Origin of the sequence: Actinoplanes sp. NPDC049599, from assembly GCF_044465625.1 — a bacterium.
Taxonomy (GTDB): domain Bacteria; phylum Actinomycetota; class Actinomycetes; order Mycobacteriales; family Micromonosporaceae; genus Actinoplanes.
Genome location: NZ_JBITLX010000008.1, coordinates 226,252 through 252,828 on the forward strand (window position 1 = coordinate 226,252; position 26,577 = coordinate 252,828).

The 26,577-nt window shown below is 68.0% G+C and carries 23 protein-coding genes, 1 tRNA gene, 1 other RNA gene and 1 pseudogene; 14 read left to right on the forward strand and 12 right to left on the reverse strand.

What is annotated here, in order from left to right; translation table 11 throughout:
- Positions 1–57 precede the first annotated feature (57 nt).
- The gene (locus tag ACIBQZ_RS17665) at positions 58–3,588 is read right to left on the reverse strand and encodes a DNA polymerase III subunit gamma and tau (RefSeq protein WP_396089703.1); all 3,531 of its coding nucleotides are present in this window, start codon (positions 3,586–3,588) and stop codon (positions 58–60) included.
- A 67-nt stretch (positions 3,589–3,655) separates the two neighbouring features.
- An RNA gene (gene ffs, locus ACIBQZ_RS17670) (signal recognition particle sRNA small type) lies at positions 3,656–3,751 on the reverse strand.
- A gap of 81 nt (positions 3,752–3,832) precedes the next feature.
- Here ffs and ACIBQZ_RS17675 point away from each other — a divergent pair.
- The 3 genes and pseudogenes from ACIBQZ_RS17675 (at position 3,833) to ACIBQZ_RS17685 (ending at position 5,730) form a co-directional block, all read left to right on the forward strand.
- A tRNA-Ser gene (locus ACIBQZ_RS17675) sits at positions 3,833–3,917 on the forward strand.
- 254 nt (positions 3,918–4,171) lie between these two features.
- Positions 4,172–5,439: pseudogene (locus ACIBQZ_RS17680) on the forward strand (IS701 family transposase).
- A 147-nt stretch (positions 5,440–5,586) separates the two neighbouring features.
- Complete coding sequence (locus ACIBQZ_RS17685; RefSeq protein ID WP_396089705.1) at positions 5,587–5,730, forward strand: hypothetical protein; 144 nt, start codon at positions 5,587–5,589, stop codon at positions 5,728–5,730.
- Between the two features lie 217 nt (positions 5,731–5,947).
- On the opposite strand, the gene ACIBQZ_RS17690 is transcribed toward ACIBQZ_RS17685, so the two are convergent.
- Both ACIBQZ_RS17690 and ACIBQZ_RS17695 read right to left on the reverse strand, forming a co-directional pair.
- Positions 5,948–7,000: a macro domain-containing protein gene (locus tag ACIBQZ_RS17690; protein ID WP_396089706.1), complete on the reverse strand. Its 1,053-nt coding sequence runs from the start codon at positions 6,998–7,000 to the stop codon at positions 5,948–5,950.
- 21 nt (positions 7,001–7,021) lie between these two features.
- Positions 7,022–7,657 (reverse strand): DUF4433 domain-containing protein, encoded by a 636-nt coding sequence (locus ACIBQZ_RS17695; RefSeq protein WP_396089707.1) that lies wholly within the window; start codon positions 7,655–7,657, stop codon positions 7,022–7,024.
- A 466-nt stretch (positions 7,658–8,123) separates the two neighbouring features.
- Here ACIBQZ_RS17695 and ACIBQZ_RS17700 point away from each other — a divergent pair, with 466 nt between their 5' ends.
- Entirely contained in the window at positions 8,124–8,381 is a 258-nt protein-coding gene (locus ACIBQZ_RS17700) for a hypothetical protein (RefSeq protein WP_396089709.1), read from the forward strand.
- A 51-nt stretch (positions 8,382–8,432) separates the two neighbouring features.
- Here ACIBQZ_RS17700 and ACIBQZ_RS17705 read toward each other — a convergent pair whose 3' ends face one another.
- The 4 genes from ACIBQZ_RS17705 to ACIBQZ_RS17720 all read right to left on the reverse strand — a co-directional run bounded on the left by ACIBQZ_RS17705 (position 8,433) and on the right by ACIBQZ_RS17720 (position 11,178).
- On the reverse strand, positions 8,433–8,774 hold the full coding sequence (locus tag ACIBQZ_RS17705; RefSeq protein WP_396089710.1) for an STAS domain-containing protein: 342 nt from the start codon (positions 8,772–8,774) through the stop codon (positions 8,433–8,435).
- 269 nt (positions 8,775–9,043) lie between these two features.
- A complete protein-coding gene (locus ACIBQZ_RS17710) occupies positions 9,044–9,253 on the reverse strand; it encodes a hypothetical protein (RefSeq protein WP_203768881.1) in 210 nt (69 codons plus the stop codon).
- A gap of 228 nt (positions 9,254–9,481) precedes the next feature.
- The gene (locus tag ACIBQZ_RS17715; protein ID WP_396089712.1) at positions 9,482–9,955 is read right to left on the reverse strand and encodes a universal stress protein; all 474 of its coding nucleotides are present in this window, start codon (positions 9,953–9,955) and stop codon (positions 9,482–9,484) included.
- Positions 9,952–11,178: an ArsB/NhaD family transporter gene (locus tag ACIBQZ_RS17720; RefSeq protein WP_396089713.1), complete on the reverse strand. Its 1,227-nt coding sequence runs from the start codon at positions 11,176–11,178 to the stop codon at positions 9,952–9,954. Before ACIBQZ_RS17720 ends, ACIBQZ_RS17715 begins: the two co-directional genes overlap by 4 nt.
- A 58-nt stretch (positions 11,179–11,236) precedes the next feature.
- Between ACIBQZ_RS17720 and ACIBQZ_RS17725 the strand changes: the two genes are divergently transcribed.
- Positions 11,237–11,650 carry a glutaredoxin domain-containing protein gene (locus tag ACIBQZ_RS17725; RefSeq protein ID WP_396089715.1) on the forward strand — a complete coding sequence of 138 codons (414 nt, stop codon included), beginning with the start codon at positions 11,237–11,239 and terminating at the stop codon, positions 11,648–11,650.
- A gap of 129 nt (positions 11,651–11,779) precedes the next feature.
- The gene (locus tag ACIBQZ_RS17730) at positions 11,780–13,084 is read left to right on the forward strand and encodes a hypothetical protein (protein ID WP_396089716.1); all 1,305 of its coding nucleotides are present in this window, start codon (positions 11,780–11,782) and stop codon (positions 13,082–13,084) included.
- Positions 13,085–13,157: 73 nt separating this feature from the next.
- On the opposite strand, the gene ACIBQZ_RS17735 is transcribed toward ACIBQZ_RS17730, so the two are convergent.
- Positions 13,158–14,459: a nucleotide sugar dehydrogenase gene (locus ACIBQZ_RS17735; protein WP_396089717.1), complete on the reverse strand. Its 1,302-nt coding sequence runs from the start codon at positions 14,457–14,459 to the stop codon at positions 13,158–13,160.
- Between the two features lie 539 nt (positions 14,460–14,998).
- Between ACIBQZ_RS17735 and ACIBQZ_RS17740 the strand changes: the two genes are divergently transcribed.
- From ACIBQZ_RS17740 to ACIBQZ_RS17760, 5 genes are read left to right on the forward strand one after another with little or no spacing between them, the layout of a single operon-like run.
- Positions 14,999–16,408, forward strand: a complete 1,410-nt coding sequence (locus ACIBQZ_RS17740) for a glycosyltransferase (protein WP_396089718.1) — start codon at positions 14,999–15,001, stop codon at positions 16,406–16,408.
- Positions 16,401–17,933 (forward strand): polysaccharide deacetylase family protein, encoded by a 1,533-nt coding sequence (locus tag ACIBQZ_RS17745; protein ID WP_396089719.1) that lies wholly within the window; start codon positions 16,401–16,403, stop codon positions 17,931–17,933. The genes ACIBQZ_RS17740 and ACIBQZ_RS17745 overlap by 8 nt, the downstream gene beginning before the upstream one ends.
- Positions 17,934–17,960: 27 nt before the next feature.
- Complete coding sequence (locus ACIBQZ_RS17750) at positions 17,961–19,322, forward strand: polysaccharide deacetylase family protein (RefSeq protein ID WP_396089720.1); 1,362 nt, start codon at positions 17,961–17,963, stop codon at positions 19,320–19,322.
- A 2-nt stretch (positions 19,323–19,324) separates the two neighbouring features.
- Positions 19,325–20,086 (forward strand): polysaccharide deacetylase family protein, encoded by a 762-nt coding sequence (locus ACIBQZ_RS17755; RefSeq protein ID WP_396089722.1) that lies wholly within the window; start codon positions 19,325–19,327, stop codon positions 20,084–20,086.
- A gap of 29 nt (positions 20,087–20,115) precedes the next feature.
- The gene (locus ACIBQZ_RS17760; protein WP_396089723.1) at positions 20,116–20,862 is read left to right on the forward strand and encodes a hypothetical protein; all 747 of its coding nucleotides are present in this window, start codon (positions 20,116–20,118) and stop codon (positions 20,860–20,862) included.
- Here the strand turns inward: ACIBQZ_RS17760 and ACIBQZ_RS17765 are convergent.
- Entirely contained in the window at positions 20,820–21,290 is a 471-nt protein-coding gene (locus ACIBQZ_RS17765; protein ID WP_396089724.1) for a DUF2809 domain-containing protein, read from the reverse strand. The two genes, ACIBQZ_RS17760 and ACIBQZ_RS17765, sit on opposite strands and share 43 nt — an antisense overlap.
- A 22-nt stretch (positions 21,291–21,312) precedes the next feature.
- On the opposite strand from ACIBQZ_RS17765, the gene ACIBQZ_RS17770 reads away from it, so the two are divergent.
- The 3 genes from ACIBQZ_RS17770 (at position 21,313) to ACIBQZ_RS17780 (ending at position 24,973) form a co-directional block, all read left to right on the forward strand.
- Positions 21,313–21,861, forward strand: coding sequence for a hypothetical protein (locus ACIBQZ_RS17770; protein WP_396089725.1), 549 nt, complete (start codon positions 21,313–21,315; stop codon positions 21,859–21,861).
- A 540-nt stretch (positions 21,862–22,401) separates the two neighbouring features.
- Entirely contained in the window at positions 22,402–23,451 is a 1,050-nt protein-coding gene (locus ACIBQZ_RS17775; RefSeq protein WP_396089726.1) for a hypothetical protein, read from the forward strand.
- Positions 23,452–23,539: 88 nt separating this feature from the next.
- Positions 23,540–24,973, forward strand: coding sequence for a HEPN domain-containing protein (locus tag ACIBQZ_RS17780; RefSeq protein ID WP_396089822.1), 1,434 nt, complete (start codon positions 23,540–23,542; stop codon positions 24,971–24,973).
- A gap of 24 nt (positions 24,974–24,997) precedes the next feature.
- Here the strand turns inward: ACIBQZ_RS17780 and ACIBQZ_RS17785 are convergent, their stop codons facing one another.
- Together ACIBQZ_RS17785 and ACIBQZ_RS17790 are read right to left on the reverse strand one after the other, a co-directional pair.
- Positions 24,998–25,183, reverse strand: a complete 186-nt coding sequence (locus ACIBQZ_RS17785) for a DNA-binding protein (protein WP_396089727.1) — start codon at positions 25,181–25,183, stop codon at positions 24,998–25,000.
- A 563-nt stretch (positions 25,184–25,746) separates the two neighbouring features.
- A complete protein-coding gene (locus ACIBQZ_RS17790) occupies positions 25,747–26,568 on the reverse strand; it encodes a hypothetical protein (protein ID WP_396089728.1) in 822 nt (273 codons plus the stop codon).
- Positions 26,569–26,577: the final 9 nt, after the last annotated feature.

Consider the following 26,577-nt stretch of genomic DNA (forward strand, 5'->3'; position numbering starts at 1 on the left):
AAACGGGGGTAGTCACAACCATTGTCCAGTGCCCCGCACAGGGGGCACGGAACCGGGTCAGGACTCGCTGATCTTCTCCGCCCCGAGAGCGTCCCGAAGCAGCTGAACGGCCTGCTGCTCACTGCTCTGCCGAGCGGTCTTCTCGTCGATCACGTCATCCAGCGGCTCGTCGCCGGGGTCGAATCCCTCGAAGGCAGGGCCACCGTTCGCGGGAGCACCGTTCGCAGGAGCACCGTTCGCGCGGCCAGCGGCGGCTGCGCGGGGCGGGCCGTCGTATTCGGGGTCGTAGGGTGCTTCCTCGGTGGGCGAGCCGTCGGCCCAGGCGCTGGTCTTGGCGGCGTTGGTGCCGCGGCCGGCTCCGGCGGCGGCGGCTCGGGCGGCGGCCAGGCCGCTGGAGGGTGCCCGTCCGCCGGGGGCGGATGCTCGGCCGCCGGTGGGGGGTGCCGCGGCGGCCGCGGGTGCGCTGTTGCGGGAAGCGTTGCGGTCAGCGGTAGTGCCGGGGTCGGTGGCCGGGCCGGGGTGACTTGACGTCGGGTTGGCGGCGTTCGACGTGGCCGGGGCGCTGCCCTGGCTTGCCGGTCCGGTGCCTGCACCGGTCGCGCTGCCCTGGCTTGCCGGACCGCCGCCCGCACTGCCCTGGCCGCCGCCCGCACTGCCCTGGCCGCCGCCCGCACCGCCGGCACCGCCGTGGCCGCTGCCCGCGCTGCCCTGGCCGCCCGCTATGCCCGCGCTGCCCTGGCCGCCCGCTATGCCCGCACCGCCCTGGCCGCCGCCTGCACCGCCCTGGCCGCCGCCCGCACCGGGCATGCTGCCCTGGCCGTGGTTGGCGCCGTTCGCGCCGGAAGTCCCACCCGGGCCACCGTTGGCAACGGTCGTGCCGGAATCGCTGCCGAGGCCGCCACCCGCACCGCCCAGGCCCACGTGCTGACCCGTGATGCCGCCCGAACCATCGGTTCCCGCGGCCGCACCGGCACCACCGATCTCGCTGGTCGTGGTGGCCGTGCCACCGGCCAATCCCGCCGAACCACCGAAGCCCCGGCCGCCGCCCGGCCCGTCGAGGTCGTCAACGGCCGGGCTGCTCTGCCCGACGCTCGGGTCCGTGAAGCCCCGCCCGGCGCTCATAGCGCCGCCGGGAAGTGCCGGCTCCGGCCACCCCTCGTCGTCCTCCGGGGGAGCCTCGACCACCTGCGTCGCCACGGCCGTGGCGAGCCCACCGGGACGGGCGGGTTCCGGCCACTCGTCGCCGGCGTCGCTCTCGACGACCGCCGACGAACGCGGCGCGGCCTCTCGCTGGCGTGCCGGGGCACCGCTGCTGCTCGGCGCGGTGCGGGACGCGTCCTGGCGGGGCGGACCCTCCTGCGGACGCTGCGGTGATCCACCCTGCGGGACGTCCTGGGCCTGCGGGGAACGTTGCGCGGGCCCCGACGGCCCACCACGCGGGCTCCGCGGTGCCGAACCGCCCGAGCCCGGCGACGGCCCGCTCTCCCCCGCTACGTCGCAGCGGATCTGCCAGCGTCCGCCGAGCGCCTCGTAGAGCGCGTCGGAGATCAGCGCCGGCTCGGCCGCGACCATTTTGGCGTGTGCCGGGAAGCGGAACGTGAGCACCACGGTCTGGCCCTCAAGGTCCCGCACGGTGGCGCCCTGGGCGAGCGCGGCGATCTTCTTGCTCTTGCGGCTGACCGCGGTCATGATCTCGGGCCAGACCTCCCGGATCGCCGCGGCGGACAGCTGACCGGGCGCCTCAGCCGCCGCGGCGAAGCCGGGCTCCTCAGGCGCGTCGGGCATGAGCCCGGCAGGCTCCGACCGGCCGACCGCCGACACGGGAGCCACCGAGCTGGCTGCAACCGGACCAGGCGCAACCGAGCCAGGACCGGCCGAGGCGGGACCGCCCGGGCGAGGAGCAGCCGAGCCGGCTCCGGCCGAGCCAGGAGCAGCCGAGGTGGGACCATCCGGGCGAGGAGCAGCCGAGCCGGGACCGGCCGCGCCAGGACCGGCCGCGCCAGGGGACGGTGAGTCGGGAACCCCCGAGACGGGAGACGGCGAGCCAGGAGCCGCTGAGACCGGAACCCGAGAAGCCGGCGCAGCGGAAACAGGACCGCCCGAAACCGGCACCGGCCCGCCGGCGTGTGGCGCCGAAGACGCGGCAGCCGGCACAGGTGAGGTGTCCCACGGCGGTCCCTCGTCACCAGCGGCAGGAGACCCCGGCGCCGCCGAGACCGGAGAGGCCGAGCCAGGCATCGCAGAAACCGGCGCGGCCGCACCGGAAGCCCCGTCAGCCGACACCGAACCCGCCCCGGAGACCGGCGACGCAACCGCGGGCGCACGCCGCCCCGCAGCCGCCGCAGCGGCGCGAGCAGCGGAGATCCCGCCGCCCCCGGGAGCCGCCTGACCAGCGGCTTCGGGCTGTGGGCGTACCTCATCGGCGGAGAGCGTGAGTCGCCGCTCCATCCGCTCCAGGCGCTGGAGCAGCGAGTTGGTCGCGTCGTCCGCGGCCGGCAGCAGCATGCGGGCCGTGATCAGCTCCAGGAGCAGCCGCGGCGCGGTCGTGCCGCGCATTTCCACCAGGCCGTTGTGCACGATGTCCGCGCAGCGGGACAGCGTGCCCGGGCCGAGCCGGGTCGCCTGCGCGCCCATCTGCTCGAGCTGGTCGGCCGGGCCGTCGATCAGGCCCTTCGCGACGGCGTCCGGGACCTGCTGCAGCACGATCAGGTCGCGGAAGCGTTCGAGCAGGTCGGAAGCGAAGCGCCGGGGGTCGTGGCCGGCCTCGGCCACGCGGTCGATGGTCTGGTACGCCGCCGCGCCGTCACCCGCCGCGACCGCGTCACACATCTCGTCGATGAGCGCCGCATCCGTGACACCGAGCAGCGACACCGCCCGCGGGTAGCTGACCCCCTCGGGCCCGGCGCCGGAGATGAGCTGGTCGAGCACCGACAGGCTGTCCCGGGCGCTGCCGCCGCCGGCCCGCACGACCAGCGGGAGCACCGCCGGGTCGACGTGCACCCCCTCGGCCTCGGTGAGCTGCTGCAGGTACGGCCGGAGCACCGCCGGCGGGATCAGCCGGAACGGGTAGTGATGGGTGCGCGACCGGATCGTGCCGAGGACCTTCTCCGGCTCGGTCGTGGCAAAGATGAACTTGACGTAATCCGGCGGCTCCTCGACGAGCTTGAGCAGCGCGTTGAAGCCGGCCGACGAGACCATGTGCGCCTCATCGATGACGTAGATCTTGTAGCGGCTGCTGGCGGGCGCGAAGAACGCTTTTTCCCGCAGGTCACGGGCGTCGTCGACACCACCGTGGCTGGCCGCGTCGATCTCGATGACGTCGATGGACCCGGCGCCGTCGTTGGCCAGCGACTTGCACGACGCGCAGACCCCGCACGGCTCCGGGGTGGGGCCCTGCTCACAGTTGAGCGAGCGGGCCAGGATGCGCGCGCTGGAGGTCTTGCCGCAGCCACGCGGCCCGGAGAACAGATAGGCATGGTGCAACCGGCCGCTGCGCAGTGCCTGCGACAACGGCTCGGTGACGTGCTCCTGCCCGATGACCTCGGCGAAGGTCCGGGGCCGGTACTTGCGGTAGAGGGCGAGAGCCACTCCTGCCACCTCCTCCGACGACCGCGCCATTCTCCGTCGGGGGTGTGACAACAACAAACCCCGGGCACGAAAGGACCCCCCGTGCACCCGTCAGAGCTCGCTTATCCTTGCTGCCTTCCGGCCCTGGGGAGGTTCACAAGATGACGCCGCACGAGGGGCTGCGGATAGAGTACCTGGCGCGGACGAGGAGCCGTGCAGCCCTCCCGCTCCAGGACGCCCCGGTGGGTCTTGTAAGCTGGCGCACGGAGGATTCGCCTAGTGGCCTAGGGCGCACGCTTGGAAAGCGTGTTGGGGGAAACCCCTCACGAGTTCGAATCTCGTATCCTCCGCACCGCTCATCAGGGCAAACGTGGAAGGGCCGGACCTGTTGGTCCGGCCCTTCGTCTACCTCCGCCTCAGTTCACGTCTGACTACCGACCGGCTAGTACGGCAGCCGCCGTTCGTGAGGTGACCTCGGATCCCGCGGGAACGAGGACGGCCACCGCATGATCGTCTGTGCGTTGTGGACACAACATCAGACCTTGCGGTGGCCGAGAGCCACAGCGTAGAGCCTGCCCGATGGCGACGAACCATCGACCTGGTGATCGATTCGTTCGCGGGCCGGTTCGCCCGGGTCGAGCCCCGCCGGGCGGCGGCCGGGTTCGTCACGGGCCTGCTTGCCGACCTGCAGATCAAGACGTGCTGGCAGCTGGCGGAACAGGCGGGACATGCTCGGCCGGACGCGATGCAACGGTTGCTGCACCGGGCGAAGTGGGACGCCGACGCGGTCCGCGACGACGTGCGGCAGGTTGTCGTGGACCGGCTCGGCGACCCGGACGGGGTCCTGGTGGTCGACGAGACGGGCGATCTGAAGAAGGGCGTGCACACCGTCGGTGTCCAGCGCCAATACACCGGAACCGCGGGACGGATCGAGAACGCCCAGGTCGGGGTGTTCCTGGCCTATGCGAGCAGGCACGGCCACACCCTGATCGACCGGCGGGTCTACCTGCCGAAGTCCTGGACTGACGACCGCCGGCGGTGTGAACAGGCCGGCATCCCGGACGACGTCGCGTTCGCCACCCGATCCGAACTGGCCGACCATATGATCACCGCCGCGGTGAAGGCCCTGGTCCCGGCCCGGTGGGTCGCCGCGGACGAGGCCTACGGCAACAACACCCGGCTCCGGGGTGAGCTGCGCAAACTCCGCCTCGGCTATGTCCTGGCGGTCTCCTGCGATCACCTCGTGCCGATCGACGGCGCCAAGATCCGCTGCCGCGCCGACCGGTTGGCCGCCGATCTACCGGCCACGGCGTGGACCCGCCGCAGCGCCGGCGACGGATCGAAAGGGCCACGGTTCTACGACTGGGCCTGGCTCGCCGACGTCGGCGCTGACGGCGACCCCGACGACGACGGCCGGCACAGTCTGCTGATCCGCCGCAACCATGCGACCGGTGAGCTGGCCTTCTACCGCTGTTGGACACCGGGCCCGGTCACTCTCGCCCAACTCGTGCGGGTAGCGGGAGTTCGCTGGATCGTGGAGGAGAGTTTCCAGGCCGGAAAGGGGCAGGTCGGTCTGGACCAGCACCAGGTCCGTCGGTGGACGTCCTGGCACCGGTTCACCACCCTCGCCCTGGCAGCCCTCGCCGTCCTCGCGATCTGCGCCGCTGATGCGCGCACCCCAGATCGCCGCAGTCAGCCGGACATGATCGACCTGACCGTCAACGAGATCCGCCGCCTGATCAACGTCCTACTGATCCGGCCGACACGCAGCATCGCCTACCGTTACGCTGGTCACAATGGCGACGCCGGCACCAGGCACGAGCCAGACGAGCCCACTACACCCGCCGTCTCAACCTCGAACTCCAGCCATGATCACGAATGGCGGCTGCCGTACTAGGCCCTCCCACCGGCGGCTCCGCCTCGGTCGTTGGTGCCTCAGCAGCGGTCCAGATCAGGCCGCCTACGCGCTTGGCGATGTCGGCCCGTAGAGGGTCGGTCACGTGCTGGTAGCGCGCGGCCATGCCGGTCGTCGCCCAGCCCATGACGTCCATCGCGGCCCGCTCCTGCACCGAGCAGCATGAGCACGGTGGCCGCTGTGTGCCGCGCATCGTGCAGCCGGGCGTCACGAACGCCCGCATCTTTGAGCAGCTTTTCCACTCGTGATAGTCGGCGTTCGGATTGAGTGGCACTCCGGTCGGCGAGGTAAATACCCAACCGCCTTCCTGCCAGAGTTGCGCGGCGTTTCGCCGTTCCCGGCTCTGTACATGGTCACCGGAGCTGAGAATCGGAGTCCGGCGTGACGCTTCGGCTCGACAGCGCGCAACGGAAGCCTTTCGTCTGCACAAACTGAGGAGTCCGGGGACTTTACCGTCCATGCAGACTATCGCTTTTGAACCGCATCCACGAAACCGCAGGCAATTAGGCGGTCGATCGCTCGATCGATTTGCCTGGTCTTGAACAGGTCAGCTTTCCGGGGCGTCCAAGAGGCCACGAAGTTGTAGATCTCATGCCTCGATGGCTTGCCGACGCTATGTGTCAACGCCCAATGCGTCGTTGCGAGCAACTCCAGGCTGTAGGGCGATTCCCAATCTGCCACGAGCTGCGACACTCGCTCTAGGCGCGCCAGCGTCTCAGGATGTCCAACGAGGAAGCTTTGAGCCTCCGCAGGAGCGTCACGGAGCAGCCTTATACGCGGTTCCTCACTTCGATCGCCGAAGCCGCTGGTGAAGTGACCATCCAACGTGCGCAAGACGTGATTAAGGTTCTCGGCATATGGCCCATACTTCGCCTTGACGTAATTTAGACGAAGTGGCTGCCCCGCAACCTGGAGGAAGTAGGCGAGTTTCTGCACTTCCAACGCCGTCAGTCTAAATTCGTCAGCATCCCGATATTGCTTTAAGAGCATCAACAGCGTCGCTCTGCCCAGAGTCATCGATGGCCTTCGGGTGCGAATGGGCATCTCATCAGGTGCCGGTGCACCAGTAGGTGCGAACAACACCACGTCGACCGACGTAAGAGGCTCCATGTACTGCAGTATGAGTGGACGGACATCCTCCCAGATCAGTCCACCGTTGCCACAACCCAAGGGAGGTACAGCGATCGAGGAAATCCCGTACTCGCCGATCACACGGACTAGGTCCTGCAGGCCGGCCTCGATGTCCTCAATCCGGCTTGCACCACGCCAGTGCCGCTTCGTTGGGAAGTTGACGATGTAGTGCGGAGGCTGTATCTGGCCGGTGGAGGTTACGAACATCCTTCCAGGCTCGACCTCGCCCCGCTTCGATGCGCGTTCGTACAGCTTGTAATTATTCGGGAATGCCTGCCGGAACTGGAGGGCGATGCCCTTGCCAGCAACCCCAACAGTATTGACCGTATTGACCAATGCATCAACTTGCGCCAGAAGGAGATTTCCTGAACCGGGCTTAATTGCCATAACTCTCGCCTCCCGCTCTAACTAATAGTACCAGCCTGGACGACTTCTGCAGGGCAGATCGACATCATTGCTCTCTAGAATGCCGAGAACCTTGCGACACTTTTCCTCATTCATGGTGACGATGCCTCGCATGTACTCAAGAGGCATTTTTTCCCAAACCAAGAACTCGGCCTGTCGGCGACGCTTGCGGTCCGGATAATCATCATAATCAAACCAATCCCTCTCCTTCATCAATGGAAGGTCAACCTCCCTGAGGTCGACTAGGTCGTTGAAGAAAAGGCGCGGCTCGACGATCGGATGCCCATCCGTGAACGCGAACGGCAGTCCAGCGGCAGCGATGTCCTGCGCTGCCGTCACAAAATACAGCAGCTCACTCAGATCTTCCCTTTTACCTGTGACGTTGCCACTCTTGTACGTCAACATCATCGGCGACTTGGGACCGAAATAGAAGGGAACATATTGGTCCAAGGTCCCGCCAGGGGGCACCTCGACTACCGTCCGGGCCCTTTGCGCTTTGATGCTTGTATAGGCGATGTTGCGGCGGTTCAGCCCCGATTTCTGGCACGCTCGATCGCACAGGAGACCACCTTGATCCAAGATCCGTTCAAGGTTGTCCTCATGCGTGAAGTGCATCACAAGCGTCGTCGGGCTCGGCATCGAGGCTCCTAGGGGGTGAACTCGCGTCGACGCTGACGGTATCGGCAGGGTACGACATTCTTGACCTTGCGACAGTCCATCAGTAGCGAGACCCCCGACCCACGAGTCTGCCGTCTCACTTACCGTCTCGTTCAGCACCGATCGGGGCTGCCCGTGAGCGTCCCTCGATCGAGGTCTCTAGCAGGTCACGGCCCTAGGCGATCGGTACCGGACGAGGCGCCGCAAACTTGGAAAGCGTGTTGGGGGAAACCCCTCACGAGTTCGAATCTCGTATCCTCCGCCAGCACGACGCCAGGGCCGACCCCCACGGGGATCGGCCCTTCTGCGTGTCCGGCAGCCGATAGCGGGACGGCCCCCGGGAGTGATCAAGAGGCCGCCTCCCGGCGCTGCTCAAGATCGTGATTGCCGCCGGGTGGGCCTTCTCCCGCCGCGCTGAGCGCCCTCGGCCGCCTCTAGGCTGGGCGCCGTGACCGACACCGACATGCACGCCGTGACCGACACCGACATCAAGACCGAGGAAGAGCCGGCGCCCGAGCTGATCGCCACGCACTACCTCACCAGCGTTGACGAGTTGGTCGAGCATCTGCGCGCCGCCGCCCAGCTTGATCTCGGCGTCCGGGTCAGTTCCTATCTGGTGGCCGATGAGGACGGTGGGTTCACCGCGCGCTGGGAGTTGGACCTGCTCACGTCCTCCCCCATCCACCAGGAGGACGACGCCGAGTAGGTCGGCCGGGTCAGGCGTCCAGGCTGGGCGGTCAGCCAACCGGCCCGGGCGCTACACCTGCGCCGCCTCGATCGCCTCCTCGACGTCCGGGAAGATCGCGAAGTAGCGGCTCAGCCCCACGGTCTCCAGCAGCGAGACCAGGAACCGGTTCGCGCCGGCGAAGCTCAGCCAGCCGCCGCGCGCGACGATCACCTGTTTTGCCGTAATGAAGGCGCTGAGCCCCACCGAGTCGCAGAACTTGAGGTCCGAGAGGTCCACGACGATCCGGGGTACCGGCCGCTCCAGCAGCTCCGCGAGCAGTTCATGCAGCCTGGTGGTGGTGTCGGCGTCGAGTTCGCCACTCAGGCGCAACACGGCGACGTCAGAACGGGTGTCAGTCACAGTGACCTGCATGGCATCACTTTCGTCCGGGTTGAGCGGGTTCTCAGCCTAGATCCACCCGAACGGTCGATGGCGGACAATACGTCCGCGTTTCACTTTTCCGCAGCCGGATGCCGCTGAACGCCAGCGTGCTCGCGGCGATCTGGCCCATCAGCGGCCACAGGCCGGACGCACGGTGTTGTCAGCAGAATCGGGCCGGACCCCGCAGGGGGTCCGACCCGATCGACATGTCTTGGCTGGCCGAGAGACTCAAGCGTGCGGCACAGCCCGGCTCCTGGCGCTCAGAGCTTGCGCCACTGCCAGCGTGGTCCGCGCCACGCGTCGGCCAGGATCAGCGCGGAGGCCTTTCCTGGACACTGCTGCACCTTGGATTTGCCCTGGGGGCCACCCATCTGGGCTTCGACCTCCCAGACCTCGCCGTCGGTGCGGACGTAGACATCCCGGCGCGCGAGCCGGTTGTCACCATTCCACCAGTGCTGCTCAACTCTCACCTGACCAACCTTAGGGCAGACATAGACACCTTTGCGCGAGGCCGTCCTGTGAAACTTTTTCGCCGCCAGGTTAGGACGGGTTGTCCGATCCGGTGGATTTCGGCACTACGCCTTGCAAAGACGCGACATATTAGGGCGGCATGTTAACTGTCACTATGGGTAATCTTCGCAGGTAACAACGCCGGTCCGCCAGGGACGAAACGGTACCGACACGCACCTGTCACCTGATCAGCGAATTTGATCATGGTGAGGCGGCGGCGGGAGGGTGCCGAGACCCGGTGTCGTCTCCGGCCAGACCAGCAAAATCTGGCACGGTGCGTGATCGACCACGAAGCGGGTGTGGTGCCCCAGACTGCGCGGACCGAGCCGGCTGCGGTCGCCGTCGCGGGCCAGCACAAGAAGATCCACATTGGCGCACGCGGCCACCACCTCGCGCTCCGGACGGCCCTGCCGCACCTCGGTTCCGGCCTCGCGGCCGAGCCGCGCCGCCGCCGCCTCCAGCAGCTCCCGCTCGGCCCGGGCCAGCAGAAACTCGGCCTCGTCGGCACTGCCGGAGCGGCCCAGCAGCCCCACCGGAGCGCTCAATGCGGCAGCGGTCGCATCGTCCACCACGTGCAACAGGGTGACCTCCCCCGCGAGGGGTCGCACCGCATCGACACAGGCGGGCCAGGTGCCCTCCGTGACCCACACCAGGATCCTCACAACCCCGACACTCGCAGACTCACCCACAGTGACGCCACCCCGACGATCAGACAGGCCGGCACGGTGAGTGCACCCAGCCGGAGAAATTCACCCGTCACGGGCGGGTGACCACTCTTGTGCAGGATCTGGCGCCACAAAAGGGTGGCGAGGGAACCGACATACGTCAGATTCGGCCCGATGTTCGCGCCCAGCAGCACCGCCAGCACCAGCCCGGGCGAGTGCGCCGCGAACGGCAACAGCATCAGCGTCGCCGGCAGGTTGTTGAGCACGTTCGCCAGCACCGCGGCGAGGAACGCCATGATCAGCAGGCCGAGCAGGTCCGCGCGGTGCGGCGCGACCCGGTCGACCAGCGCGCCGAAACCGCCCCGGCTCACCCCGAGCACGACCACGCCGAGGGCGAAGACAAAAAGACAGAACCCCGGATTCGCCTTCCGCAGCAGGGTGGGCACGCCCACCTTCAGCCGTACGGCGAGAGCGAGGGCGCCCGCCAGCGCGACCCAGGCGGGGTGGACGCCCAGCGGGGACGCCAGGGCGAAGCCGACCAGGGTCACGCCCAGCACGGTCAGCGCGAACCGTGGTGGCCGTACCGGCTCGACCGGGGGGCGGTGCGCCGGCGTGGCCAGATCGTCGGCGAAGAAGCGGCGCAGGATCACGTACTCGACGCCGATCACGGCAAGCCAGGGCAGCGCCATCAGTCCGGCGAAGCTCAGGAACGACAGGCCGGCCGCGGACATCGCGAGCAGGTTCGTGAGATTCGACACCGGCAGCAGCAACGAGGCGGAATTGGCGAGGTGGTTGCAGGCGTACACGTGGGGTTTGGGCCGGACGGCCAGCGCGGAGGCCGTGGCGAAGACCACGGGCGTGAGCAGCACGACGGTGGCGTCCAGGCTCAGCGCCGCGGTGACCGCGGCGGCGATGACAAAAACGAGCCCGAGCAGCCGCCGCGGCGAACCGCCGCTCCACCGGGCGGCGACCGCGCCGGCGAACCGGAAGACCCCGGCCCGGTCGGCCAGGTACGCCAGCAGCAGCACCGCGGCGAGGAAGCCCACCGTGGGCCCGAGCGAGGCCAGCTCATGCACCGCGTCGCGCCACGGCACCAGCCCGGCGACCACGGTGAGCGCGGCGGCCGGCACCGCACCGACCGCCTCGGGCAACCCGGCGGGCCGCACCACGGCGAAGCCCAGCACCGCGATGAGCAGCACCAACGAGATCGCGGTAGACACGATTGCGCACCCTACGGCCAGTCGCGGCACCCCGCATCGCTCGCGTACCGTCCGCATCATGCTTCGTCGATGGGGTCCGCCCGGCCTGCTCCTGATCCTCGGCGCCGTGGCGGTGATCGCCGGTCGCCCGGTGTGGTATCTCGTCCCCGGCGTCCTGCTGGCGTTGCTGGTGTCCCCGCTGGTGTTCCCCCGGTCGATGCCGGCGGCGGAGGCCCAGCGGCGCAGCGCGCAGGACGGCAGGGCCATCGTCTACTGGCGGCCGGGCTGCCCGTTCTGCCTGCGGCTGCGGGCGACGCTGGGCGGCACGGCCCGCCGGGCCTACTGGGTCGACATCTGGCAGGACCCGGAGGGTGCGGCGGCGGTCCGCGCGGTGGCGGACGGCAACGAGACGGTCCCCACGGTCATCCTGGCGGGAAGCCCGCATGTGAACCCTGATCCACGGTGGCTGCGGAGCCGGCTGCGCGCCGCATAGCGAAGTAGGCCAACCTTTTTGCTGCCGTCTGGCAACCGTTCCCACCTCATCGCGCCCGGAGTTAGTCCGACTCGAAAGGGGACCGAAGGCGACACCGCCTAGTTGCGAGCAGAGGACGACGACCGCGTGATGCGTAAAGCCTGGAAAGCCCATGTCACCGCCCTCACTGCCACCGCACTGACGGCCACCGGCCTGTTCTGCCCGGCGGTCACCTCACCCGCCGCGGCCGCCGTCCTGCCGGTGCCGAACCCCTCATTCGAGGGAGGCTGGACCAGCGGCAAGCTGACCTGCTGGAACATCGGCACCACGGGCGCGGCCAAACTGACGGTGACGCAAGGCGCACACAGCGGCGCCTGGGCGGCCTCTGCGACGGGCCTGACCGCGTCGACCGCCCCGGTGGAACTCACCACCGACCGCACCGACGCGTGCCAGCTGCCGGTGACCGCGGGACGGACGTACTCGCTCGGCTTCTGGGCCCGCTCGACGGGCGGCCTGAAGGCGGTCGTGTCGGCGTACTCGCCCACCACCGGGTGGACGCGCTGGTACACCGGCCCGACCGCCGCGGCCACCACCGACCTGCGCGGCTACACGCTGAACCTGCCGGTCACGCCGGCCGGGGTGACCCGGCTCAGCCTCGGCTGGTCGTTCCCCGGCAACAAGGCCCTGGTGGCCGACGACGTCAGCCTCACCGAGCTGGCCACCACCACCGAACCGGCCACCACTACCGAGCCGGCCACCACCACCGCCACCGGTCTGGGATTCCCGCAGCCGGGCCTCGTGACGAACGAGTACGCCTACTGGAACCCCACCGACGCCAAGCGGGTCGAGTCGCCGAGCTGGGAGATGACCAGCGGATCGCTCTTCGCCCGGGGCGGCAACGGCTACACGGGCACGGTCGACGCCACCCCGCCGGACAGCACCTCGAGCACCGGCACGGACTCGGCGGTGTTCCGGCTGAACACCCGCGACTTCTCGTTCCGGGACGTGCAGGTGTCGATGAACCTCAACATCGCCAAGCTCACCACCACGTCCCGTACGCCCGCCACGGACTGGGACGGGGTGCACATCTTCCTGCACTACCAGAGCCAGTACGAGCTCTACTACGCGAGCGTGGCGCGGCGGGACGGGCACATCGTGATCAAGAAGAAGTGCCTGGGCGGGGTCAGCAACGGCGGCGCCTACTACGCCCTCAGCACCAGCGAGCGCAGCGGCCACGCCTTCCCGCTCGCGACCTGGCGCCAGGTCGGCGCCTCGGTCCGCACCAACGCCGACGGCTCGGTGACGATCGTGCTCTTCCGCGACGGGAAGCCGGTCACCTCGGCCACCGACACCGGAACGGGCTGCGCCCCCATCGCCAAGGCCGGCGCCACCGGGATCCGCGGCGACAACGCCGAGTTCGACTTCAACAACTTCACGATCGCACCCCTGGCCTGATCGCCGGGACGACGGCGAACGGCGGAGGGCACCGGTGCCCTCCGCCGTTCGCCGTTTTGCCGTACCGGTCCCGCTACAGCCGGTGCACGTTGCCCGCGCGGGGGAACCGGTTCCGGGTGTCCAGGATCAGGCCCGCGTTGCGCGCGATGTCCTCGTACGGCAGGTTGTCGTGGTCCGTGACCAGGATCGTCAGATCCGCCCGGGCCGCGCCGGTGGCGACGTCACCCAGCTGCTCGATCTTCACGTCGGACCACTGGTCGCGGAGGCCGTCCGGCGCCGGGAACGCGTACGGGTCACAGATCGACACGGCGGCGCCGAGCTCCCGCAGCCGTTCGACGATCCGGTGCGCGGGTGTCTCCCGCATGTCGCCGGTGTTCGCCTTGTAGGAGATGCCGAGCACGAGCACCGACGCCCCGTTGACCGATTGCTTCCGGCCGTTGAGCAGGTGCATGGCCCGGTCGACGACGTAGTCCGGCTGTTCGTCGTTGACCCGCATGGCCAGGTCGACGAAGTCGAAGCGGCGGCCGACCTCGCTCTCGACCCGGTCGGCCAGATAGACCGGGTCGACCGGCAGGCAGTGCCCCCCGACCCCCGGACCGGGATAAAAGGCCTGGAAGCCGTACGGCTTGGTGGCCGCCGCCTCGACCACGTCCCAGATCGGGATGCCCAGCAGGTGCGCGTGCCGGCTCATCTCGTTCACCAGCGCGATGTTGACGTGCCGGTAGGTGTTCTCCAGGAGCTTCGCCATCTCGGCGACGTCCGGTGAACTGCACGGGACCACAACCTCGCAGACCGTCCGGTAGAAGGCGGCGACCGCCGCGCAGCCGGCCTCCGTGGTGCCCGACACGAGCTTGGGTGTGCTGCCGAAACGCCACCGCGTGTTCCCCGGGTCGATCCGTTCGGGTGAGAAGCCGAGGTGATAGTCCCCGGCCGCGGCGGAGAGCGAGCCGGCGCCCTGCGCGATCTCCCGGGCGAAAGCCCCGGCGGTGGTTCCCGGCGCGACGGTCGACTCGAGCACCACCGTGCACCCGGCGGTGACGTGCGGCGCGATCAGGCGGGCCGCGGACAGCACGGCGGAGAGGTCGGGCCGCCCGTCCGCCAGCGGCGTGGGAACGGTGACCAGCGCGATGTCGAAGCCGCGCAGGTCCGCGCCCTCGGTCACCGCGCGGTATCTGCCGGAGGCCAGCATGGCGGCCAGCCCGGCGTCGTCGACGTCCTCGATGGGCGAGCTGCCGGCATTGATGCGGGCAACCTTGTCGGTGTCGATGTCGTATCCGACGACCTGATGACCGGCGGCCACGGCCGCCTCGGCCACGGGCAGACCGACATAACCCTGACCGATCACGACGACCGTCAGGTGGGCATTCTTGATCACCAGGAAACCTTTCGGTTGCAGCGGTTGAATCGGCGCCACCAAAGGCATGCACTGGCACCGGACACCGGCGCTTCACCGATCGCCTCGGCCGCCGAAGACCCTTTGAGATAACCACAGACCCCCTTTTGTAGCCGGGTCGGCCCGCTGCCCGGAAACAGACACCCGAATACCCGTCACCGGCCACTGCACCGCAGGTGAAGGCATGTTCGCTCGGCACACTGACGATCTGAGGCCGACCACATTTCACGCGAACGGATTAGTCCGACAGCCCGCCGAAAAGTGGGCGCTCAGCCGGGTTCCGCAATCAGCGAATACCATTCCTGCTTAACGTTGCGGGCTGATTGTGTCGGCTACGTCTCGTCCGGATGAGGTTCACGTGAGACGAAATTTGTGGCCTGATAGGAATGGTCTGCACTGCCGCCGGGGTTCAGCATCCGCCGCAGTGGGACTTTCGCTCATCTGCATCGACACTCCGGAGAATCCCTGTGCTCTACAGCCCGTCAATCCGCTCGCGTGAACATCCGGACACGGTGGACACCGTGCCCGTCGTGTGGCCCTCCGGGAATTCCGGCGCTGTCCGCGACGACGGGCCGGCACGGCGGCCGGCGGAGACGATCGATGCGGCGGACGAAAGCAGCCGCGGACTGCTGAAGTTCCTGAGCCTGCTGGGCATCGCCGGGATCTGCGCCCTGATCGCCTGGCACGTGGGCGTGAAGATCCTCTTCCTGCGCGGCAACTTCGTGCTGGCCGGCTACACGATCCTGATCAGCACCTACGTGCTCAGCCGGTTCGGCCTGGCGGCGTTCTACCGGCCGCCGAAGGGCCGCGCCATCGAGCCGACAGTCGCGATCATCGTGCCCGCGTACAACGAGAGCGAGGCGGTGGGCCGGACCATCCATTCCTGCCTGGCGCTGGACTACCCGGGCGAGAAGCTCGAGATCGTGGTGATCAACGACGGGTCGACCGACGACACCTGGGAGCGCATGCAGGAGGCGGCAGCCCGCTACCCGGCCGGCGCCGTACGGTGCATCGACCTCGGCCGCAACATGGGCAAGCGGGCCGCGATGGCCGCCGGCATCCGGGCCACCCACTCCGAGATCCTCGTCTTCGTCGACTCCGACTCGATGCCCGCGCCGGACGCGATCCGCAAGCTGGTGCAGGGATTCACCGACGAGAAGGTGGGCGCGATCTCCGGGCTGACCTACGTCCGGAACGCCGGCACCAACACCCTCACCAGGATGCAGGCGACCCGCTACTACGTGTCGTTCCAGCTGCTGAAGAGCGCCGAGTCGGTGCTGGGCGCGGTCACCTGCTGCTCGGGCTGTTTCGCGGCGTACCGCCGGTCGGCGGTCGTCGACCTGCTCGACGACTGGGAGCACCAGCGGTTCCTCGGCGTCGACTGCACCTACGGCGACGACCGGGCGCTGACCAACCGGGTGATCAAGGCCGGCTGGACCACCCGCTACGACTCGCGGGCCGAGGCGTGGACCGACGCGCCGGACGAATACCTCAAGTTCTTCCGGCAACAGCTGCGCTGGAAGAAGTCCTGGAGCCGGGAAGGCCCGCTGCTGCTGGCGCACATCTGGCGCTCGCGGCTGCGCGCCCTGCCGTCCGTGGCCGTGCAGACCTGCGCCGGGCTGATGAGTCCGCTCGTGATCCTCTACAGCCTCGCCCAGCCGCTGACCCACGGCAGGTTCCCCACCGTCTACTTCGTCGGTCTCTTCCTGGTCTCGTCGGCGTACGCGCTGGTCTACCGGCTGCTCCGCAACGACGGGATGTGGTTCTACGCGTTCCTGGGCACGTTCTTCTACATCGCGTTCTCGCCCCAGCTGCTGTGGGCCCTGGCCCGGATCCGGGACGGCAAGTGGGGGACCCGGGACGACGCCGGCGGGCCCCCGCCGGCGCCGGTGCGCACGCCCGAGCGGACGTTGGTGTTCGGCAATGTCTAGCACCACCGACCTGCGACAGCCGAGACACCGCGCGTCGGCCGCCGGGGTGCTCGCCGCCCTGCTGCGCAAGGCGACGACGCTGCTGGCGGTCTGCGCGCTGGGCGTCGCGGTCCTGGCCTGGATCGACCTCAGCAGGCCGTTCGACCCGCCGCAGCTCGAGCCGGTGCAGGTGCCCGCCGCCGGGATCGCGGCCGGGGTGCCGTCCTATCCGGGTGCGGTCACGGTGCTGGCGTACCACACCGTTTCGGACAAGGACCCGTCGACGAAGACGGTCACCCGTCGCACCTTCGCCGAGCACATGGCCACGCTGTCAGCGCTCGGCTACCAGACCGTGTCGCTGGCGACCGTGCGCGACCTGGTCCGGCACAAGCCGGTCCAGTTGCCGGAACGGCCGCTGCTGCTGACCTTCGACGACGGGTCGCTGACCACGTGGACCACCATCGACCCGGTGCTCGCGCAGCACCGCTTCTCCGCCGTGGCGTTCCTGGCCACCGACCTGGTCGTCGAGCCCGGCACACCGTCGTACTTCCTCTCCACCCGCCAGGTCCGTCAGCTCCAGGAGACGGGCCGCTGGGAGTTCGGTTCGCACACCGCGGCGATGGACCGGCTGGTGCCGGTCCCCGGTGACGTCCGGGCGCCGCTGACCAACCGCATCCTCACCAGCCGCGGCGCTGAGGACATCGCCCAGTGGCGCTCCCGGGTGGCCGGCGACCTCACCCGCAGCCAGCAGAGCCTGCGGGAGATGACCGGCGGTTCGGCCATCGCGTTCAGCTATCCGTTCGGCGACGCCGGACACGGCAGCAACGTGCCCCCGGTCGCCACCGAACTTCCCACGCTGATCGCGAGGGCGGGCTTCGACATGGCGTTCGTGGGCGAGAACGTGCCGACCGGGCACGTCGACGCGGTGACGGAATCCTCGCCGCGGATGGTGCTCCCGCGGATCGGCATCCGCCGCACCACGTCCGTCACACAGCTGCTGAAGATGATCAGAGAGTCGATGCCGACGCGGATGCCGGCCCGGCTCGCCGACCTGCGCTGGACCGGCGACGCGGCCGCGTGCACCACCACCGCGGCGACCGTCACGGTGCGGGCCGGGTCCCGGCGTTACGGGACGTGCTCCGTGCACGACGTCAACACCAGCCGCTGGATCAACTATTCGCTGAGCACGAGCATCAAGGGCATCTCGCCCCGGTCCACCGCCGTGATCGGGCTCCGGGACGGCGCGGGCGCGGGCCACTACGGACGGGTCGAGGTGACGTTCGGGATGACCCGGATGGTGATCCGGCAGCGAGTCGGCTCCGCTCCCCTCGAGGAGCTCCGCACCGTCGCGCTCCCGAGCCGGGCCAAGACGGCCGTGACGATCGACGTCCGCGGGGACTCGGTCACGGTGCGCGTCACCGGCCGCCCGCCCGCCACCGCCACCTTCGACCGGCGGCTGCACGAGGGTGGCATCACCCTGGCGCAGATCGGCACCGGCACCGTGACCTTCCAGAACGCGACGCTGACCAACCACTCCAGTCCCTGACCCTTGAGCCCGATCCGGAGAACCGTCGTGCGCATACCGAAATCTCGCTCCCACCGCAGATCAGCAATCCTGGCCGGGCTGCTGGTGCCGGGTCTGTTCCTAGCCACGGCGGCGTCGGCCTACACCCGGAACGCCCAGGTGGCCGTCACGAGCGAGACCCTGGTCTCGCTCACCTTCGACGACGGCATCCAGGACCAGTACGACAACGCCCGGCCGCTGCTCAACGACCGCGGCATGAAGGGCACCTTCTACATCAACAGCAGTCGGATCGGCACCGGCAACTACATGAGCGGGCAGGCCATCACCCAGCTCGCGGCGGACGGCCACGAGATCGGCGGCCACACGATCGACCACGCCGACCTGCCGACCCTTGCCCCCGACGACCAGAAGCGCACCATCTGCAACGACCGGGTGGCGCTTCTGAACCTCGGATTCGCGGTACGCAACTTCGCCTATCCGTTCGGCAACACCGACGCCTCCGCCCGGCAGGCCGTCGCCGACTGCGGATACAACAGCGCCCGCACGGTCGGCGGCGTGGTGTCGCCGGGCTCCTGCTCGGGATGCCCGTACGCGGAGACCGTGCCGCCGGTCGACGCCTTCCGGACCGCCACCCCCGACTCGGTCAAGACCACCACCACGCTGAACACGCTCAAGGCGTCCGTGACCAATGCCGAGCAGAACGGCGGCGGCTGGGTGGCCCTCGTGCTGCATCACGTCTGCGACGGGTGCGGCGACGAGTACGCGGTCTCCCCCGCGCTCCTCGGGTCGTTCCTCGACTGGCTGGCCGATCGCCGCTCCGCCGGAACCCGGGTGGTGACGGTCGACGAGGTCATCGGCGGCACCACCCAGCCGGGCGTCGCCGGACCCGTGCAGCCCCCCGCGCCGGACGGCAACCTCGTGCGGAACTACTCGCTCGAGTCGGCGACGAGCAACAAGACGCCCGTCTGCTTCCAGCTCGGCGGTTTCGGCACCAACACGTTCAGCTGGGCGCGGGTCACCGACGCGCACACCGGAACGTACGCCCAGCAGGTGACGGTCACCGCCCACACCAGCGGCGACCGGAAGCTCGTCACCAAACAGGACACCGGAGACGTCTGTTCCGTGCCGGCCGCGGCCGGGCGCACCTACAAGATCTCTTCCTGGTACCGGGGCAGCTGGCCCGCCGCCAGCCAGGTCAGGATCACGCTCTACCACCGCAACGCGGCGGGCGCCTGGATCTACTGGACCAGCGCGCCGGTGCTGCCCGCGGCCGGCGGCTGGGCCAAGACGCCGGTCTACACCACGCCGGCGCTCCCGGCGGGCAGCACCGCCCTCAGCTTCGGTGTGGCCATCGCCGGCGTCGGCACCCTGGTCGTCGACGACTACAGCGTCCAGGACACGGCGGCGTGAGCATGCGCAGAGCTACCCACGCCGGCCGGCGCCGCTCGTCGCTGTCCCGTACCTCGCTGGAGTTCCTGGCGGCGATCGCCGCGCTCACGGCGATCCTGCTGGCCCTGCTGGCCATTCCGCACTTCGGCAGCCGGCCGGAACCGGTGGCCGCGAAGGTGGAGCTCGACCCGGCCCTGCTGCGCTCGGCGACCAAGACCAACCCCTGTACGGCGGGCAAGGTCGCCCTCACCTTCGACGACGGCCCCGACGTCCACACGGAACCGATGCTGGAGCTGCTGCGTGCGTACGGGGTCAAGGCCACCTTCTTCGTGCTCGGCGCCAAGGTGAGCCAGCGCCCGCAGACCGTCCGCACGGCGATCGGCGACGGACACCTGGTGGAGAACCACAGCTGGGACCATCCGCACCTCGCCGACCTGACGGCCCCGGAGATCAACGCGCAGATCACCCGTACCCAGCAGGCAGTGCGCACGGCCGGCGCCCCGGCGCCGACCATGCTCCGGGCACCGTTCAACAGCTTGGACGACCGGGTACGCCAGGCGGCCACGGCGCACGGGCTCAAGCTCACCCAGTGGGACATCGACACCAACGACTGGCGTGGCCGCCGGCCCGAGGACATCACGAACTCGGTCGTCTCCCAGCTCCGTCCCGGGGCGGTGGTGCTGCTGCACGACGGGATCCAGGACTCCGGCGCCACCCTGAACGCCCTGCCGGCAATCATCGAGGGGATCCGAAGCCGTGGCTACTGCACCGCGACCCTGACATGAGGTGGGGCAGACGTTCCTGGGTGTCAGCCATGCTGACGGTCGGGGTGCTCCTCGGCGTCCAGTCCGCACCCACGGCGGACAGCCTCGCCTACCGCCCCACCCTGGGCGGGCAGGACCGGCTGCTCACCAACGAATACGCGCACTCCAACCCGGCCGACCACCGGGCGGTCCGGTCGGACGACTGGGACGTCACCAGCGGGTCGCTCTTCCTCCGGGACGGAACGGGCTGGACGGGCTCACCCGACGCGGCGAGCCCGGACGCCGGCTCGGCGAACGGCACCGGTTCGAGTGTCTTCCGGGCGACGACGAAGCGCAGCGATTTCGGCGACGCGCTGGTCAGCTTCCGGGTGAAGAACGAGGGCCTGACGTCACGCGGGCGGATGCGCCCGGCCGCCACCGACGGCATCCACGTCTTCCTGCGCTGGCACAGCCCGGAGGACCTGTACGTCGTCTCGGTCAACCGCCGGGACAACCGGATCCTCGTCAAGCGGAAGAGCCCCGGAGGTGAGGTCAACGGCGGCACCTACGCGACGCTCGGCCAGGCGCCGTACACCGTGCCGTACGGCCGCTGGCAGACCTTCCGGATCCTGATCGAGAACACCGCCGGGCACACCGCGACGATCTCGGTGGACATCGGCGGGCGGACCCTGCTCAAAGTCGTCGATCAGGGAACGGCTGCCCCGGTCAACCTGACCGCGGGCTCGGTGGGCCTCCGCGGCGACAACTGCGCCTTTCACTTCGACAGCTTCCGCGTCCTCCCGCTCTCCGCCGGCTGATCCACCGGCAGGCGCCCGGCGGCTGCCGGGCGCCTGCCGTGTCGGTAGAGCAGATGCCCGAGGACGAGCGGCACCACACCGACCGGGTACCAGGCCACATCCACCCAGTCGAACTGCATCCCGAGCACGAGCCGGGCCAGCAGGCTGCCCGCGGACAGCGCCGCGGGAACGCCGGTGAGCTGGAAGAACTCCACTGCCCAGCAGAAGCCGACGGCAAGAAGCCCGGCCCGGACAGGCGAGGCCGCCGGCCACAGCACAAAAACCCCGGCGTAGCTCATCGAGGCGTAGAGCGCGGTGCCGGAGAACTGCTCGAGCGGGCCGTCGCTGCCGGCCCGGATCCCGAACGCGAGCCCCAGCACCAGCGCCACCACGACCACTGCCGCCAACCGTCCGCGCATCATGGCGGCGAGCTTAGGGAGTCTTGTCATACCGCGATGGCAGGCTGCCCGCATGCCAGCTGAGGTGCTCCTTGATCAAGCCGTGTCGGTCGCCTACGGGCAGATCTACCTGGAGAGCGCAACCGCGCACATGGAAGGGGAGATGGAGGAATCATTCCGAGGCCAGTCCAACGGCCTCTGCGGCGCCGCGATCCCCGGCCTGCTGTTCCTGATGACCGGCACCCACACCGGCGACGTCGCCTTCCGGGTCGAACGGCACGACGCCGAGCCACCCCGCGACGAGCAGTGGGCGGAGTCCGTCGAGGCGTCCCTGGTCGCGGTCACGGGTGACGTCGTCCTGGCCGAGTGGGGCGGCGGCGACGAGCACCCGCTCCCGATGCCGGCCGGCGACTACCGGGTCCGCTACTACGCCCAGGGCATGGACCAGGCCGACGAGGACGAGCCGGTCGACCGCTACCTGCTCCAGCTGTGGCCGGCGGCCCCGGCGCCCGACAGCATCCTGCAAGTGACGTCGGCCGCGGCCGCGTACTGGCACGAGTGGGCGCAGGCCCTCCCACCCCCACCGGTTCACCTTGGGGCCGGAAAGAGAGGCGCCCGGTGACTCGCGGGGAGTCACCGGGCGCCTGCCCTGCTTGCTGGCTGTGGTGGTGGGATTTGAACCCTTGGAGGACTTGCACCCTCACACGCTTTCGAGGTCTGTGATCAACAGTTCGCGCAGGGTCGGCACCATGCGTGAGCTGGGCGAGAGGGCTCCTCCGGCCGCTCGCGATCATGCGCGAACACTCACGAACGAGACCAGAACTGAGACCAAGGACCCTGCGTCCCGAATTAGGATCATGATCCGCCGGCATCCCGCGCTCTTCCCAAAAAGGCCAGGTCGCAGTGTTGGTGTGCGTCGGGATGATCAAGCCTGCGGGGTCTTGTATCTCAAGATTCACTCCCCGATCACTCCCAGGACGGCGCCGGCGGCTGGCCTCGGACGGCATCGACGGCACCTCCGGCACGAGTTATCCCCCGAGGCTGGTACGCCTCCTTCTGGCAAGCAGGTGGCGCGAAGGCAGGTAAGAGGTACCTTCGCGCCGTCGACCGGACGTGTTGCGACCGAGGTCGGCGGGTCGCCCCACGGATGAGCGGTGAAGGCGTGACGATGCGCGCTCGCGATGAGGCCCAGGAAGATAATGCCCTTGGCGAACCTTGGACGTCCAGGCCATCATTGCTGACGAACCTGATTAGATCCGGGAAGGATGCGGCCGACGTGGCGGAGCAGGCACTACTTCGACACTATCGCAATGCAGTCGGCCAGAGCGCCGCAAGCCTTGAGGACGACATCTCTGCATTCCAACACCCCACGCAAGAAAGCCCTTTTCTGAAGGACATGGAATTGACCAAGCGGCTGCCGGCTCATAAGCAGAGGCGCCCTCGGATAAAGCTGCTTACGCTGAACATGGGGCAGTCGTACCATAAAATTGAGAATGTTCGCGACCACCTGCGCGCAATGAAGGCAATGTATGCGGTGGACCCACCTCTTACGTTCGCACCTTCTTCCGCAACGAGGGTAATTGTGGAAGCGGTGGCCGGCGTTGGGGCACTGCTCGATCCGGGGGTTGGTACCGAGGAACGCATCCTCCGGGCATCGGGCGACTTGTTAGAGAGCTACCAGCAGAACGTCAATGCAACCCGTCAGCTTCCGGTGAGCACCTTTCCAGATGCGGCGATCGAAGCGGAGAGGCGGCTCGATGGGCTTGTGGTTCTGATAGAACGCGCGGGGTGCGAGGTCGTTCGCCAGAGCAACGGAAAGCCCAAGCAGATTCGATTGATGGGGGGCAGCCGCTATCGCGGCGTTCCAACCGAGAGGATATCTTCCCGCGTTGAGGCGACGTTCTCGGCCTATCCCGCGCTATATCAGATGGGATCTGGCATAGCACACAGTATGGAGTGGATGCTGGGAGATCATGCTCGTATCCCGATCGCCGGCGAGTCGCGTCTCATCTACAAGAGCGACCCTTACGTCAACGGCGCCGCTGCAACTACCGCGATCGCCGCAATTGAATTCCTGGTCACGCAGTACGGCCGATATATGGGGCACGATCCGGAGGACAAGGTCGTGCCGCATCGGCGTCGACGTGAGGCGGTGGACAGGTACATGAATGAGTACGCCGCCGCGAAGATGCAGGCGACTGGCCGCCTCTAATCGAAGATCCACCACCAGGCTCTCTATGGCGCCGATGTCACCCGTTATGATGATTTCCAGTCCACAAACGAAGGATAGTATCGGCGGAATGCAAGCACTCGATTCGACGGGAGAGTTTTGGCTTCCCGGACCGCACGGTGTCAAGCAGTATGGCCGCCTCGTTTTTGACCCGGTTGACGGTACGACTCTAACCCTCGCGGACCCCCTGGTGGAACGCACGCCCAACGGGGAGGAGCACGAGAAGTCAGGCGGCATGCGCCGCCGCATACTTGGCCACATCGACTACGGGAATTACCGCCAACAAGTCACGCTGGTCGACAGTGTTCGCACGAATCGTAAGTTGTATAGGCCCAACGCCATCCTCATCGGAGGGCACTTTGATAGCGACGAAGAGACTGCCTTTGAGTCTGTCATCGTTCGTCTGCGAGATGCGGCACCGTGGGTTAACAGAGAAGCGATAGCGATTGATGACGACTCTCCGGTGGACGGCGTTGATCGGCGTGTTCTTGTATGCCGGCTAGATGTCCCTGGAGGGAGTCAGGCCAGATTCTCGCGTGGCGAAATTGCCTTGGACTTCCGCTGGTCCCGAGAAGACGTTGAGCTCGAGAGCTTCGCTGTCAGGCATTGGCCGGAGTTTGCGATCGAGTACGACAAACAGACTTCCTTGAGCGAGATTATTGAAGACGCGGGAAGCCTGCAAAGTCTGTCGTCTCTGTGTGTAGACCGCTCAGACGCGTTTATAAGCCTGCGCGTCTACCGCTCGGATCACCCGGAGACAAACATCAACGGGGTGCCATTCGACAGCACTCGTCGCCCAATCGAGCTCAAAGCGCGCATGCATGAACCAGGGCAGCAGCTCAAGGCTAAGCGGCTAGAAGCCCATAGGGTTGTCATTCCCCTGGACGACTTCGGTGGGATTAAGGCGATTGCGACTTGGCTCGATCGCGTGCCTGGCATTGCGCCGATCGTTGGCTCAGTGCTGACCATGCGGGCGCAAAGTATTTACTCGGAAAATAGATTTCTCAATGTAGCTTCGGCGGCAGAAGGGCTGCACCGAGCCTTCGCTGGTCGAGGCAGATACATGCCGCAAGCCACCTTCGACAAACTCAGGCGGGCAATACGCGAGCAGATGGTGCCGCCGGAGCATCACGAGTGGTTCACGAACGTGATGGCGCATGCGAACGACCTTGACCTTGACCGTCGGCTGAACGACCTCGTGGCAGAACTTGGCGATCTTGCCCATCTTCTTGTCGGCGAGGATGTCATGCTGTGGATTAAGGCCGTCAAGAAGGCTAGGAATAATCTCACCCACCTTGACGAAGATCGTCAGCATTTCGACGGATCAGACTTGTACTGGCTGGCAGAAAGCCTGTTCCAAGTAACCAGGCTTTGCCTGCTCACGCGTGCCGGCCTGAGTGCGGACCGGCTTCCGAAGATCGTGAGGCACATATACGGCTGGAGCGATATCGGGCCGCTAGAACGGGCGGTCCAACGCATCACAGGGCAATCGGCCACGACCTGACGATCGGCGAGGTGGGCCAGGGCTCTACGGCTTGTCTTCCTCGTCGAGTTCTGGCCTGTTGGCCTTGATCCACGCCTCTACATCTTCGGCGAGCCACACCTTGCCCATCGCGAGTGCGGCCTGAGGGTCGGGGAACCCCTTGCGTCCGATGATCACGTAGGTCCGTTGCTTCGACAGGCGCAAGCGCCGGCCGATCTCGGCGGCGCCCATGAGTCCAATGTCGGCACGTGGCATAGACCGGACGTTAAGCGCTGTTGACCTTGACCGTAGTTAAACCTACAGGACAGTGCCCTCAGGGGGTTTACCAGCGGTAAAGTGCTGAGATGACGAAGAGCAAGTGGAAGTTGACCCCGGAAGGCGACGTTGACGAGTGGGGCGAAGAACCACTCCGGCTGGACAGGCGGAACGCGAGCCCTCTCGAACTCCTAGCCGAAGATCCACAGAATGGACTCGTTGAGCTTCGTCCTGGTATCTACCTCGGCCCCAAGGCGCCGTAGTGATCGACCACGCCCCCTACCGGCCATCGTGGGACTGCCGTGCGTGCGGGGAGCCCTGGCCCTGCACTCCCGCACGACGACATCTCAGAGACACCCTCAGCCCCGCCAGGCTTGCCATGTACATGTGGTCAAACTTGGAGGAAGCGGCGGGTCAAGATCGCTTCAGTTCGAAGGATTGCGCGGCTCTGTTTGATCGCTTCATTCGCTGGACGCGCGATCCCGGCCCGCCCGAATGAGGGTCGCCACGCCTGCTGTCTGAGCGCGGGCGGGCGGAGGTCAGGCGGCCGGCTCTTGCGGCCCTGTCCACATGGCCACGGAAGCGTCGTCGTGTCGCTTCGTGCGTGGGTATCGGACGCCCTCGGGGTCGTTGCGCTCGATGCTCCGGACCTGCGCGATGAGACCGGCCGGACCGACCTTGTCTAGCAGGTCGAGGTACTCGGGCCATCCATGAATCGCCATCTGGTCAACTGGGCGCGTGGCGCCGTCGGAAAAGGCGCTGGCCCGACGTGTGCTACTGCGTGGATAGCTCGCGGTACGCGCGTACTGCGCCGCGTTCGGATCGGCTGCGGCCACCCACCAGCCGTCGGCCCGGTTGCGGGTCGCTGTCTGGCGTTGCACGAGCGCGGTGAGAGCGGCGGCGTGTTCTGGAGTGCCGAACCGCATGCCGGCCACTGCGTCAGGCTCGGTGCCGCTGATCTCTTCGATGGACAGGTCGCACGTGACTTCTGGCCCGGTGTCCAAGTCGACGACGATCGACACGTCCGACAGGGCGAGTGCGTCGACGCTCGCGGGGCCGATGCGCAGGATGCCAACGGCTGCGCACGGGGTTCCAGGGCTGGTCAGGTCACACGTGTCGCGGTGGAGATCGGCGACGGCCGCGATACCGGCGGCAAGACCCTCGGTCAGTGGCCGTTCCGGGGTGCCGATGAGAGCGACTAGTGTTTGTACGCCGAGCTGCTGGGCGTACCAGGCGACGCCGTGGTGGCATCCGCCGAACGGGATGCCGGCGCCGTCGACGACGACGGCGAGGTCGGTGGAGGCGACGGCGAAGTCTTCGTTGGGACGGCCGGGTGCGGCATCAGTGGCGAGGGCGAACAACGGCGAGAC